7 protein-coding genes and 1 pseudogene are annotated in these 13,572 nt (G+C 65.6%); 2 read left to right on the top strand and 6 right to left on the bottom strand.

The window, feature by feature from the left end:
* Positions 1–3 precede the first annotated feature (3 nt).
* The gene (locus GGR64_RS13680) at positions 4–1,488 is read right to left on the bottom strand and encodes an MFS transporter (protein ID WP_184646508.1); all 1,485 of its coding nucleotides are present in this window, start codon (positions 1,486–1,488) and stop codon (positions 4–6) included.
* Positions 1,485–3,686 (bottom strand): Six-hairpin glycosidase-like protein, encoded by a 2,202-nt coding sequence (locus tag GGR64_RS13675; protein WP_184646506.1) that lies wholly within the window; start codon positions 3,684–3,686, stop codon positions 1,485–1,487. Before GGR64_RS13675 ends, GGR64_RS13680 begins: the two co-directional genes overlap by 4 nt.
* Before the next feature lie 240 nt (positions 3,687–3,926).
* Between GGR64_RS13675 and GGR64_RS13670 the strand changes: the two genes are divergently transcribed.
* Both GGR64_RS13670 and GGR64_RS13665 read left to right on the top strand, forming a co-directional pair.
* On the top strand, positions 3,927–6,035 hold the full coding sequence (locus GGR64_RS13670) for a glycoside hydrolase family 97 protein (RefSeq protein ID WP_184646504.1): 2,109 nt from the start codon (positions 3,927–3,929) through the stop codon (positions 6,033–6,035).
* Between the two features lie 498 nt (positions 6,036–6,533).
* On the top strand, positions 6,534–9,284 hold the full coding sequence (locus GGR64_RS13665; RefSeq protein ID WP_184447570.1) for a TonB-dependent receptor: 2,751 nt from the start codon (positions 6,534–6,536) through the stop codon (positions 9,282–9,284).
* Positions 9,285–10,273: 989 nt separating this feature from the next.
* Here GGR64_RS13665 and GGR64_RS13660 read toward each other — a convergent pair.
* The 4 genes and pseudogenes from GGR64_RS13660 to GGR64_RS13650 all read right to left on the bottom strand — a co-directional run bounded on the left by GGR64_RS13660 (position 10,274) and on the right by GGR64_RS13650 (position 13,572).
* Positions 10,274–11,884: an alpha-glucosidase gene (locus GGR64_RS13660; RefSeq protein ID WP_184646502.1), complete on the bottom strand. Its 1,611-nt coding sequence runs from the start codon at positions 11,882–11,884 to the stop codon at positions 10,274–10,276.
* Positions 11,885–12,115: 231 nt separating this feature from the next.
* Entirely contained in the window at positions 12,116–12,496 is a 381-nt protein-coding gene (locus GGR64_RS20910) for a DUF4189 domain-containing protein (protein WP_326520336.1), read from the bottom strand.
* A gap of 113 nt (positions 12,497–12,609) precedes the next feature.
* Positions 12,610–12,888, bottom strand: a pseudogene (locus tag GGR64_RS20905) (hypothetical protein); the annotation flags it as partial.
* Positions 12,889–13,083: 195 nt separating this feature from the next.
* On the bottom strand, positions 13,084–13,572 hold the full coding sequence (locus GGR64_RS13650; protein ID WP_260303022.1) for a DUF4189 domain-containing protein: 489 nt from the start codon (positions 13,570–13,572) through the stop codon (positions 13,084–13,086).

Genomic DNA, 13,572 nt, shown 5'->3' with positions numbered 1-13,572 from the left:
CGATCATGCGTTCGCTCCCGAATCCGACGGCACCCACAGCACGCACAGCGCCGCCACCAGCAGGCTGCCGCCGCCGATCGCCAACGCGTACAGCGGCCGGCCATCGAGCCAGTGCGTGAGCACGAAGCCCAGCACGCTGACCGCGACCAACTGCGGGATCACGATGAAGAAATTGAAGATGCCCATGTACACGCCCATCTTCGCCGCCGGCACGCTGTCCGACAGCAGCGCATACGGCAGCGACAGGATCGAGGCCCAGGCGAAGCCGACCCCGACCATCGACAGCAGCAGCCACTGCGGGTCGCGGATCCACAGGAACGACAGCAGGCCGGCCGCGCCCAGGCACAGGTTGAGCAGGTGGCTCACGCGCAGCCCGCAGGCACGCACCAGCAGCGGGATCGCGATCGCCGCCAGGGCGGCGAAGCCGTTGTAGGCGGCGAACAGCACACCGACCCAGTTTGCCCCCTCGTTGTACGCGGCCGAGGTCGCATCGTGGGTGCCGTAGTGGGTCTGGGTGACCGCGGCGGTGGTGTAGATCCACATCGCGAACAGCGCGAACCACGAGAAGAACTGCACCCAGGCCAGGCGCCGCATCGCCTGCGGCATGGTCTGCAGGTCGCAGACGATCGCGGCCAGCATGTGCCCGCGGCGCAGGCGCGGCGCCACGCCCTGCAGCACGCCGTAGCCGAGGCACAGCCCGGCCAGCACGTACAGCATGCGGTCGCCGCCACTGAAGGCGATCGCCGCCGCCCCGGCGATGCCCGCGGCGCACCACAGCGTCGCGGCGACATCGGCGTAGCGCGGCTGCGTCGCCGTGGCGGCCGGCGTGGCGTCGTCGAAACCGTGCAGATCCTCGGGCGGATATTCGCGGGTGCGCAGTACGGTCCAGCCGATCGACAGGAACAGCACCGCGCCGCCGAGATAGAACGCGTAGCGCACCGTCGCCGGCACCTCGCCGGGGCCCGCGGTGTTGCTCACCCCCCAGTGCGCCAGCAACCATGGCAGCATGCTCGCCACCACCGCACCGACGCCGATGAAGAAGCTCTGCATGGCGTAGCCGCTGGCGCGCTGGCGCGCCGGCAACTGGTCGCCGACGAAGGCGCGGAACGGCTCCATCGAGATGTTGATCGAGGCGTCCAGCACCCACAGCGTCCCGGCCGCCACCCACAGCGCCGGCGAGTTCGGCATCACCAGCAACGCCAGCGTGGTGAGCAGCGCACCGACCATGAAATACGGCCGGCGCCGCCCGAAACGGTTCCAGGTGCGATCGGACAGGTAGCCGACGATGGGCTGCACGATCAGGCCGGTCAGCGGCGCAGCGATCCACAGCCCCGGCACCTGCTCCATGTCCGCGCCCAGGGTCTGGAAAATGCGGCTGGCGTTGGCGTTCTGCAGCGCAAAGCCGAACTGGATGCCCAGGAAGCCGAAGCACATGTTCCAGATCTGCCAGAACGACAGCGCCGGCTTGGCGCGTGGCACGGCGCTCATGGGCGCTCCTCGATCGGGCCGGCCGGCGCGATCAGCAGCGCGGCGACATCGGCGGCATTGACCACGCCATCGGCGCCGCCCTGGCCGCCGGTGTAGCGCGCGAAGTGCTGCAGCGCGCTCATGTTCTGCGCCGGCAGCAAGCGCGCGACGCACCGTTGCCCAGCCTGCAGCGCGAACACCGCCGCCGTGGAGGTCTGCTCGCCGACGCTGTGCGGCATCACCAGCGGCTGCGACTGCGGCGACGCCGCTCCGCACTGCACCTGCAGGCGCTTGACCGCCGCGGTGACACCGGTGTTGATCGGGCCATGCGCATTGACGTAGCGCAAGCTCAGCCGGTACGCGCCATCGTGCGGCACCGTCCAGGCCCAGTCATCGGCGCCCTCCACGCGCGCCACGTCGCCGACGCAGACGGTAGGGCTATGCAACGACTCCCAACGCGCGCTCTGCCGGGTCAGGCTCAGGCATTGCACGCGCTCGGCCAGCGGCAACAGCGCGCCGTCGGCGCTGCCGGGTCGCGCCTGCCCATCGACGTACAGCACCGTGTCCGTGGCCGCCTGCACACGCCAGCCCTGCGCCTCGCGCCGCACCTGCGGTGCCGGCGGCGCCAGCGGCGCGAAGGCGTCCGCGGCCGTGAGCATTTGCAATGGCGCGCCGCCGCTGCGGCGCGCGACCAGGTCGACGGTGGTCACACCGTCCTGGGTGCGGGTCTTGCCAGCGACCAACAGGTCGCCTTGCAGCCGCCGCGGCCTCCGCAGCACGATACGTCGGTCCTTTAGCTGCAATGCGATCTCCTGGCGCTCGCCGAACAGCAGCGGCACCAGGCTGGTCGGCAGCTTGGGCAGCACGCGGCCATCGTCCTCGAGGCCGAACACGCCCTCGATCACCGTTGCCAGGTAGCCCGCCACCGACCACAGCTGCCGCGGCGAATTGACCACCGGGCCGCTGAGCGGGCCGTCGTCGAGATGCGCGGCCTGGCTCAGGAATTCGTAGTTCTCCATGTTCGAGCCGGCGAGCGCGGCGCCGCGCAGCAGCGAGCGCACTTCCAGATCGATGCGCGCGCCGTCGTCGGTATGCCGCGCCGCGCGCAGCGCATAGGCGCTGACGAACGGCCAGATCGCCCGATTGTGGTAGATCGGCACCTCGCGCTGCTGCGGCCACACCACCGGGCTGCCCGCCTCCACCGCGGGATAGCGGGCCAGCGCCTGGCGCGCGCGCTCGGCCGGCAGCACGTCGGCCAGCACCGCCAGCGACAGGCCCAGCAGATCGTAGCTTTCGTAGCGCACCGGATGCTCGGCCGTGCCGATGTAGCTGACGTAGGTGCCGCGGTCCTCGCGCCAGAAGCGCTGCGCGATCGCCTGGCGCAGCGCATCGGCCCAGCCGGCATAGCGCGCGGCCGCCTGCGTGTCGCCCTGCTCCCTGGCCAGACGCTCGCCCAGACGCAGCGCCTGATAGTGCAGCACGTTGGTCGACAGCGCGAAGGAGCTGGCGATGAAGCCGACGTCGTCGCGGGTCCAGGCCGGATAGGTCTGCTCGCGCCAGTCCAGGAACGAGGTCTCGCCGCGGTACAGGCCGATGTGCGGGTCGAACGCGAACGCGCGGTCCTGCGCCAGCGTGGCGGCGAGCGCGGCACGGGTGTCGGCGGCAAAGCCCGGTTCGTCCAGCAAGTGACGCGCGGCCAGAAACCACACCACGCGGTCGCTGCTCACCGGCCAGCTGCCGCCGGAGCCGGTGTCCTGCGCCACGAACAGCCCCGGCAGCGCATCGGCGCCGCGCATCGGCGACAGCTTGAAGTGCAGCGAGCGCCGCGTGCGCTCGGGATCCAGCCGCGCCAGGGCCAGGTCGGCGGCATAGCTGACATCGCGGGTCCACACGTAGGGCCAGCGCTCGCCGGTCTGGTAGCAATCGCACGGCAACGGTTTGCCGTGATCGAACGCCGGGTCACGGATCGCCTGGACCTGGTCGTCGCGCAGTTCCTGCTGCGCCAACGCGAACAGCGCATCGAACAACAGGCTGTCGGTCTCGCTGCGCAGCGGCTGCAACGACAGCGTGCGCGTGCCCTGCGCCGCGTGCAGCACGAAGCCGCCGTCGGCGGTGGCCTCGGCCTGCGCGGTCTGACCGCGCCATTGCAATGACGTCTGTCCAGCAGACGCCGACGCCGCAGCACCCAAGGTGGCGGCCAAGCAGATCATCTTCAGCATCGAAGCGGCAGACCGGCTCGCACCGATCGACCTCCCTCCCTCTTTGCCTGCATGGTGGAAGCGCAGGCCGGCATGCCGGCGCTGCGGTCGCCGCCTCCGCATCGCGGGGCGCTGCGGACATGGTAGACGGGCAGCACCGCGGCGCGTGTAGTTGCATACGTATTCATCGCCACGGCCTCCGGCTGCAAGGAACCGCCTCGCTATAGTCGTTGCGGTGCCACGGTCGCCTTGGGAGGGGATATGCCGCTGCCGCTTCACGCCTCATTGCGCCTGCGCCCGACGCAGCGCCTGCCATCGTGGCTGGCAACGCTGCTGCTGTGCATCGCCCCTGGACTGCAGGCCGCACCGCAGACCGTGGCCAGCATCGATTCGCCGGACAAGATCCTGCGCGTGTCCGTGCAACTGGACGACGGCCGCCCCAGCTATCGCGTGCAGCGCCTGGGCGAGCCGGTGATCGGCGAATCGCGGCTCGGCTTCCAGTTGCGCGATGGCAGCCTGGATCGCGACCTGGCGTTGCTGGACCAGCGCAGCCGCAGCGTCGACGAAACCTGGGAACAGCCCTGGGGCGAGCGCCGCTACGTACGCAATCACTACAACGAGCTGCGCGTGGACCTGGGCGAGCGCGGCGGCCGCCAGCGCCGCTTCGCGGTGGTGTTCCGCGTCTACGACGACGGGCTCGGCTTCCGCTACAGCTTTCCGCAGCAGGCGGGGATGCAGGAGGCGGTGATCGACGAGGAGCTCACCGAGTTCGACATCGTCCCCGACGCGACGGCCTGGTGGATTCCCGCCGGCGCTCCCATTCACTACGAATACCTGTACCGGCGCACGCCGCTGCGCGAAGTGCCGCTGGCGCACACGCCGTTCACTCTGCGCAGCCAGGACGGCCTGCACCTGGCCATCCACGAGGCGGCCCTGGTCGACTACGCCGGCATGTGGCTGCGCCGCGGCGAAGGCCAGCGCCTGCATGCGCAACTCTCGCCGTCGGCGGAGGGCTGGAAGGTCCGCCGTCGCCTGCCCTTCGACACGCCGTGGCGCACGCTGCAGATCAGCGACACCGCCGGCGGCCTGGTCGATTCCAACCTGATCCTCAACCTCAACGAACCCAACGCACTGGGCGACGTGAGCTGGGTGCACCCGGCCAAGTACATCGGCGTGTGGTGGTCGATGCACTTGAACCAGGAAACCTGGGCGCGCGGCCCCAAGCATGCCGCCACCACCGCCAATACCCGCCGCTACATCGACTTCGCCGCGGCGCACGGCTTCCGTGGCGTGCTGGTCGAAGGCTGGAACCCCGGCTGGGACGGCAACTGGGTCGGCAATGGGTACGACTTCGACTTCACCCACGCCACCGCGGACTTCGACATCGCCGCGCTCAGCGCCTACGCGGCGAAGAAGGGCGTGCACCTGATCGGCCACCACGAGACCGGTTGCGCGGTGGAGCACTACGAGGACCAGCTCGATGCGGCGCTGGACCTGTATGCGCGGCTGGGCGTGGACACCTTCAAGACCGGCTACGTCTGCGACGACGGCCAGGTGGACCGGCGCAATCCGGCCGGCGGCCCGCTGTGGCGCGAATGGCACGATGGCCAGTTCATGGCCCGCCACCATCTCAAGGTGGTGCAGGAGGCGGCCAAGCGCCATCTGTCGGTCAATGCCCACGAGCCGATCAAGGACACCGGCCTGCGCCGCACCTACCCGAACTGGCTCTCGCGCGAAGGCGCACGTGGCATGGAGTACAACGCCTGGGGCGAGCCGCCGAATCCACCGGAGCACGAGGTCAATCTGGTGTTCACGCGGATGCTGGCCGGGCCGATGGACTACACGCCCGGCATCCTCAGCCTGAAGGGCCGCGGCGGACGCGCGATTCCGAGCACGCTGGCACGGCAGCTGGCACTGTATGTGACCCTGTACAGCCCGATCCAGATGGCGGCCGACCTGCCCGAACACTACCTGCAGCACCGCGACGCCTTCCGCTTCATCGAGGACGTGGCAGTGGACTGGGACGACAGTCGCGTGCTCGACGGCGAGATCGGCGATTACGTGACCATCGTGCGCAAGGACCGCCACAGCCGCGACTGGTTCCTCGGCAGCATCACCGACGAGCACGGCCGCGTGCTGCCGATCGCGCTGGGCTTTCTCGAACCTGGCGTGCGCTACCGCGCCGAGATCTACCGCGACGGCGACGCCGCCGACTACCAGCACAATCCGTTCGACTTCGCCCGCGAACAGCGCCAGGTCACCAGCCGCGACCAGTTGCAGCTGAAGCTGGCGCCTGGCGGCGGCCAGGCGATCCGTTTCGTCCCGCTGGATCCGGCGCCTGCATCTGCCGGCTCGGGTGCGCCGCGCTAACCGGGCATCTTGGCGGATGCAGTGCCGCCAGCGGTACACCGGCGGCGACTGCGCTCTTTGCTTGGCCCTCTTGCCTGGCCACTTCCTCGTGCGCCAGGCGTCGCGCCAGTGCGCACGAAAGGACAGCGCCGTTGCACGCGCCGTTGGCCTGGATCTGCCGCGCTATCAGCGCCATGGCCGGATAGGTCCACGCGTTCACGCAACCGCTACATCCCCTGCTCACGGCACCCGAGCATCCACGACAGTCGACATCGGCTGCAGAGCGCAATGCACGTACCCAACGGCACCGGCTTAGCGCCAAGCGCACGACATCGCGATCCTGAAAGCGCTTCCAATGCGATGCAGGCCAGTGAATACGTATGCAGCGGACGTTCGCGACGAAGCCGCGTGTCTACCATACAGCGCAATCGCGACACCGCCCTGCGGCTGCGCGACACGCATATCCGGCCGCCTCGCCGGTTCAGACATTCGCAAGACAACATTGCCTGGGAGGGGAAAATGTTGAACCACAAGCGCAACGCGCTGACGCTGGCGCTGGCCGTCGCGATGACGCCGATGCTGGCCGCCGCACAGTCCGATACCACCGCCGCCACGCCCAACAATCCGGTGACCGAACTGGACAAGGTCCAGGTGACCGGCATCCGCCGCGGCATCGAGAACGCCATCGCGATCAAGCAGGACTCGACGTCCATCGTCGAGGCGATCTCGGCCGAGGACATCGGCAAGCTGCCGGACGTGAGCATCGCCGAGTCGCTCGGCCGCCTGCCCGGCCTGGCCGCACAGCGCGTCGCCGGCCGTGCCCAGGTGATCAGCGTGCGTGGCCTGTCGCCCGACTTCGCCACCACCCTGCTCAACGGCCGCGAAGTGGTCAGCACCGGCGACAACCGCAGCGTCGAGTTCGACCAGTACCCCTCGGAACTGGTCAATGGCGTGACCGTGTACAAGACGCCCGATGCCGGCCTGGTCGGCCAGGGCCTGTCCGGCACCATCGACATGCAGACCGTGCGCCCGCTGAGCTTCCCGGACCGGGTGATCGCGATCAGCGGCCGCCTGCAGAAGAGCTCGCTCGGCAAGGCCGCCGACGTCGACGCCTTCGGCAATCGCTTCAGCGCCAGCTACATCGACCAGTTCCTGGACAACACCCTGGGCGTGTCGATCGGCTATGCCCACAGCGACATGCCGATCCAGGAGAACCAGGTCGGCCTGTATGAGCCGTGGACGACGCAGAACACCGACAGCGGCAGCCGTCCCGGCGTGGCCCCGGGCACCTATTTCTCCGACGGCATCAAGGCGCTGCGCCGCACCGGCAACAACAAGCGCGATGGCGTGATGGCGACCGTGCAGTTCCGTCCGTCCAGCAGTTGGACCAGCACCTTCGATGCGTTCCATACCGAAGCCGAGCAGATCGACACCGCCAATCAGTTCGAGGTCAATCTCAGCAACTTCAATGGCGGCTACACGCCCGGCCTGCTGATCAGCAATCCGCAGGTCGACGCCAGCGGCAGCTTCACCGGCGGCACCGCCAGCGGCGTGTATCCGCTGGTCCGCGGGATGTACAACAAGCGCAAGGACAAGATCGACGCGTTCGGCTGGAACAACGAGTTCAACCTCGGCAGCGTGCGCCTGATGGCCGACCTCAACTACTCCAAGGCGACGCGTAAAGAGCTGAATCTGGAAAACAACCTGCAGCTGGTGCCGATGCCGCAGTTGGACACCGTCGGCCTCGTGGTCAAGCCCAATGGCTTCTCGCAGATCACGCCCGGCCGCGACTACTCCGACCCGAACAACCTGTTCCTGACCAACACCATCTACGGCTCCGGCTACGGCAAGGTCCCGGAGGTCGAAGACCGCCTGAAGGGCGGCCGCCTGGCGGCGACGCTACCGGCACCGCAGGCGCTGACCTGGTTCTCCGACATCGACGTGGGCGTCAACTACGCCGACCGGCGCAAGCAGAAGACCCAGGCCGAAGGCAACATCCTGCTCGGCGCGCAGGGCGACACCAACATCGCCAGCGACCTGCAGTACGACCCGGTCAACCTTGGCTTCGCCGGCATCGGCACCATCCCGGCCTGGAACGTCCCGGCGGCGGTCTCGCGCTACATGAGCTTCAACCCGGTCACCAACCTGGACTATCTGATCCCGAAGTCCTGGACCGTGCAGGAGAAGATCACCACGGCCTGGCTGCGCGCCAACATCAACACCGACATCGGCGAGGTCGGCGTGCGCGGCAACATCGGCGTACAGTTGCAGCACGCCGACCAGAGCTCGCAGTCCAGCTACTTCGACCAATCGCGTCCCGCCGGCCAGAACGTGCTGCCGATCGATGCCGGCAAGACCTACAACGACTGGCTGCCGAGCCTCAACCTGGCCTTCCTGTTCCCGCACCAGCAGACCCTGCGCTTCGCCGCGGCCAAGCAGGTGGCGCGGCCGCGCGTGGACCAGATGCGCGCCGGCCTGGACTTCGGCGTGGATACCTCCACCGGCAAGCCCGGCGGCAGCGGCGGCAATCCCCTACTCGATCCGTGGCGTGCCAACGCGCTGGACCTGTCGTACGAGAAGTACTTCGGCGAGAAGGCCTATGTGGCCGCCGCGGTGTTCTACAAGGACCTGAAGAGCTACATCTACACGCAGTCGCGCGACGATTACGACTTTTCCGCCCTGCTCGCCAGCTATGTGCCCCCGCCGGGGATGACCGTACCGGTGCAGACCACCGGCACCTTCTCCTCGCCGCAGAACGGCAAGGGCGGCACCCTGCGCGGCCTGGAGCTGACCGCCTCGCTGCCGCTGGACATGCTCAGCGACAGCCTGCGCGGCTTCGGCGTGCAAGCCAGCGCCACCTTCAACGACAGCGATATCAAGATCGTCGATCCCGAGAGCGCCTCCAGCGTCGGCTCGGCGCCGATCGACCTGCCGGGCCTGTCCAAGCGCGTGTACAACCTCACCGCGTATTACGAGCACAACGGCTTCGAGGCGCGTGTCAGCCAGCGGCGCCGCTCGGATTTCATCGGCGAGATCGGCAACTTCAACGGCAATCGCACGCTGCGCTACGTGGTCGGCGAAAACGTCACCGACGCGCAGGTCAGCTATACCTTCGCCGACGGCAGCACCCTGGCCGGGCTAAGCCTGCTGTTGCAGGCCAGCAACCTGACCAACTCGCCCTACCGCACGTATGCCGGCACCAAGGATCGCCCGCTGGAATACGTCGAATGGGGACGCACCTACATGCTGGGCGTGAACTACAAGTTCTGAGTCCCGCGTAAAGGCTGCAGACGACGCCCGCCGGCGCACCCGGCGGGCGTTTTCGTTGGGCGATTGCCGCTTGTGTTTGTGTCGAATGCTGCGGAGTGCCGGGAGGCAACACGATGAGATCAGGATCGCGCGGGGCGGCGGCGTTTTTGTCGATCGTGATCAAGCCGAGCGGTTCGCGGAGGGAAACCGACCTTCGCGCCTGCGAGAAGACCCATACTAGGCAATCGTGCGGTAACTGATAGAAATCTCGCCTCGTCAACGAGGTTCCCAACAGAAAGGCGCGAGAGCACGAAATGGCTCGCGTCGCGTGGAAAAGCTGTATCTCGGGAAAGCATAGGCCAATCCTCCAGCATGCGAGCAAGCGTCATGCATGGACATTCAATGCTGAATTCCGAGCGACCGCCTGACCGCACCACAGGCGATGCATCCTCGCCGACTCGATGCTGCAGCAACTGATCGAGGTCAGCAATCCATCGTCAACGACGGGTCTCAGCAGAGACGCTGCGAGACCGAGACCGGGGCCTCGCTGGCAAAAGCGGCGTTTCAGGTCACAAAGGTGGGCACGCAGACGTGCTGACCTTGCCGCGATTCCACCATCGCAGCGATGACGGCGGATTCGTAGCCGAGTAGCCGGCGGGATCGACAGCGCGGGGGGAGGCGGCCGTCTGTCGTGTGGAGCAACGAGGCAAGCCTCTGCGCTGACCTTGGTGCCAGGACCGCGCCATTGTCGGCGACGACGCGAGCGCTGACGACCGCACGCACCGGCTGCGAAAACGGCGCGATCACCGCAACATGCCTACAGACACTGGAATTCCGAATCGACCAGTGTCGTTCAATCGAGCGCCAACGCTGCCTCGGCACGCATAAGGCCCTATCCGCGACGCGATGCACACACCGGACTGTCTCTTCGCAGATAAACATCGTTTGCAGTGCCGCAGCCGATCACCGGCGATGCGGCACCTCCCTAGCCAGCAACTACCGACCCGCGCTCACGCGCCCTGCAGACACACCATCGCATAGCCGGGCAAACGCAGACGCTCGCCGACCGCGCCAGGCGCCACGCCCGGTACTTCCAGCACCTCCCAGGCGCCCTGCGGCACCGCCACGTCGACGGCTTCTGCAGACAGATTGAACGCCAGCAGCAGGGTTTGCGCGGCGTGGCGACGCTCGAACATCAGCACGGGCTCAGTCGTCTCGTGAAACACGATGTCGCCCTCGCGCAGCGCCGAATGGTGCTTGCGCCAGGCCAGGAACTCGCGGATCGCACGCAGGACCGACTGTGGATCGGCCTCCTGGGCCGCAACCGACTGTGCGCGATGCGCTGGCGCGATCGGCAACCAGGGCGTCCCGGTGCTGAAGCCGGCCTGTTCGCCGGCGTCCCATGGCAGCGGCGTCCGGCATCCATCGCGGCCCTTGAAGTTCGGCCAGAACGCGATGCCATAGGGATCCTGCAACGCCTCGAACGGCACCTCCGCCTCGCCCAGGCCCAACTCTTCGCCCTGGTAGACGCAGACCGAGCCACGCAGCGAGCACAGCATCGCGATCAGCAGGCGCGCGAAGGCCGGAGTCTCGGTGCCCTGCCCCCAACGCGTCACCGCGCGTTGCACGTCGTGATTGGAAATCGCCCAGCAAGGCCAGCCTTCGGTCATTGCCGCTTCCAGGCGCGACACCGTCTCGCGGATGTAAGCGGCGCTGAAATCGTCGGTCAGCAATTCGAAGCTGTAGCCCATGTGCAGGTGACCGGCCCGGGTGTACTCGGCCGTGGTCGCCAGCGAATCTTCCGACGAGATCTCGCCCAGACTCACTGTCCCCGGATAGCGGTCGAGCAGACTGCGCAGCTTCTGCAGGAACGGGAGATTCTCCGCCTGCGTGTTGTTGTAGTAGTGGTATTGGAAGGCGTAGGGATTGTCCGGGCTGAAGCCGCGGCCGACCCGCTTTTCCGGCGGCTTGGGCGGATTGTCGCGCAGCTGCGGATCGTGGAAGCAGAAATTGATCGCATCCAGCCGGAAGCCGTCCACGCCGCGCGCCAGCCAGAACTCCACGTTGTCCAGCGTCGCCTGCTGCACCTGCGGATTGTGGAAGTTCAGATCCGGCTGCGAAGCCAGGAAGTTGTGCAGATAGTACTGACCGCGGCGCGGCTCCCACTGCCACGCCACACCACCGAAGATCGACAGCCAGTTGTTCGGCGGCGTCCCATCCTCGCGCGCATCGGCCCACACGTACCAATCGGCCTTTGGGTTGTCGCGGCTCTGCCGGCTCTCCTTGAACCAGTCGTGCTCCACCGAGGTATGGCTGAGCACCTGGTCGATCATCACCTTCAGGCCCAGCGCATGTGCCTTGGCCAGCAGTGCATCGAAGTCGGCCATCGTGCCGAACAGCGGATCGACCTCGCGGTAATCGGCGATGTCGTAGCCGAAATCGGCCATCGGCGATTTGAAGAACGGCGAGATCCAGATCGCATCCACGCCCAATGCCGCGATGTAATCCAGCTTGCGCACGATACCCGGCAGGTCGCCGATACCGTCGCCGTTGGCGTCGAGGAAGCTACGCGGGTAGATCTGATAGATGACGGCACCGCGCCACCATGGAGCCTGAGACATGCAACGCCCCCCTTCGGGCAGAGATCGCGCGTGCGACGGGCACGCGAAACGCTGCGCTAGAGTAGCGTTGATGCTTCATGTTCAGACGTGGATGCATACGTATTCACGCCAAGCGCACATGAGAATGCATATGTGCCGGCGTCCCTAGTGAGCTGCTAGCGCCTTAAATTCCGCACACAAGCAAAAATTTAGAATTCAAGAAAACCAAAAACAATGGAAGCTTACTGCATATCAATATTTTTTAAATTTCGCATCTGAGCAATCCGTGCCTCTAACGACACATTCAGAGCCGGAAGCCTCCTTACACCGACGTAATGCTTCTTTCGTAGCTGCTTCAACACTGATACCACTTACTATCTTCCCCACCCCGGAGCCGTCGGGGCCTTGGACGACGGCTACGCATTGGTTCTTATAAGTGAAGGCAACCTTGCAATCCGAATTGCCGAGATCAGCACATCTTTTCAGCGCGCCAGCCTCAGCATCCTCTTCGGAAAGTCTACCGGTACTGCTTCCGATGTCTCCGCTGGACGCAGTCGCGATCGCCCCCCACGTTTTAATCCACTCTCCGGTTGGACGCGCAGGAGCGTCAGCCCCCCAGAACTTGGGCCACACTGAGCGCTACCAGGCGCCACGCCGGATGGACAAGCCGTTTGCGCAAATGCCATCGGGCTGAGTAACAAGCAAGATAGAAATAGGATGGCTTTCACAGCAACCTCCAAACTTGATTAACCGATGTCCTGAGGTCTATATCTGCCAGTCCCCGTCTGGCCACTCGCATCAGAGGAGAAGCTAGGCTGCCTCAACGCATGATTTTGCGTAACAGAACTGGGCGCGTTGAAGTCACCGCCTCGATAGGGAGAATCACGACCAGGCGACTGCGGCGCATAAGGCTGGCCAGACGCCGGATCTTTGCCGACCGCACCAAGTCCCGAGTACGGCGAGAACTGGCCCAGCGTGCCCTGGAAGAACGAGGCTGCCATCGGCGGGGCCGTGATGATCAGCGTGCAACGGGCACGCTAAACGAGGCGTAAGAATAGCACCAATGGAGAGGGTTCAGGCATTGATGCATATGCAATCAGCCACTGGAGAACTAACTTCTCTTCCAGTGAAATCTATAGCGGTGCAAAACCCGCTTTAAATCAGCCTAAAAACAAACAGGCTACACTGAAAAACATACGCCAACCCCGGGTGGAATTAAATCAATATTTAACAAAAATAGGCTTCGTGCAGTCCGTATACATCACAGAACACTTAAATCCTGATTTTTTCTGACAAGAATCTAGAGCTCTTTGACTTGCAACACTTTCATTCTTACCAGTATCGATGCTGCCAGCTCCGCTGCCATTTGATCCCGCGACAGCCACGCATTGATTAAAGTAGGCCATATCAACGACGCAGTCGCTGGCGCCAGTTGAACGGCATTTTCCCAAAGCATCCTGCCTTGCAGCATCTTCAGTTGTCTTACCTGTAGAAGTCCAGGCTCCATGCCCCTGATTAGAGCTAACTAGAGCTCCCCAGGTCTTTATCCATTCCCCAGTAGGACGCGCCGGGCCAGAGTCTTCATCATCAGGCAAACACTGGGCGCCGCCGGCCTGAACGCCTGTCGGGCATCGAGTTTGCGCCATTACATCCGTCGAAAAAAAAGAAATGGCAAGCAGAAACAAAAATGAACCAAGGCTATTCATCAT

The sequence above is a fragment of the Xanthomonas sp. 3307 genome (assembly GCF_014199735.1).
In the GTDB taxonomy this organism is placed as follows: domain Bacteria; phylum Pseudomonadota; class Gammaproteobacteria; order Xanthomonadales; family Xanthomonadaceae; genus Xanthomonas_A; species Xanthomonas_A rydalmerensis.
This window is presented reverse-complemented; position numbering and strand designations above follow the sequence as displayed.

Bases quoted from the DNA above. Each gene is read 5' to 3' on its own strand.
- GGR64_RS13680 (WP_184646508.1), bottom strand. From the start codon at position 1,488: ATGAGCGCCGTGCCACGCGCCAAGCCGGCGCTGTCGTTCTGGCAGATC.
- GGR64_RS13675 (WP_184646506.1), bottom strand. From the start codon at position 3,686: ATGCTGAAGATGATCTGCTTGGCCGCCACCTTGGGTGCTGCGGCGTCG.
- GGR64_RS13670 (WP_184646504.1), top strand. From the start codon at position 3,927: ATGCCGCTGCCGCTTCACGCCTCATTGCGCCTGCGCCCGACGCAGCGC.
- GGR64_RS13665 (WP_184447570.1), top strand. From the start codon at position 6,534: ATGTTGAACCACAAGCGCAACGCGCTGACGCTGGCGCTGGCCGTCGCG.
- GGR64_RS13660 (WP_184646502.1), bottom strand. From the start codon at position 11,884: ATGTCTCAGGCTCCATGGTGGCGCGGTGCCGTCATCTATCAGATCTAC.
- GGR64_RS13650 (WP_260303022.1), bottom strand. From the start codon at position 13,572: ATGATGAATAGCCTTGGTTCATTTTTGTTTCTGCTTGCCATTTCTTTT.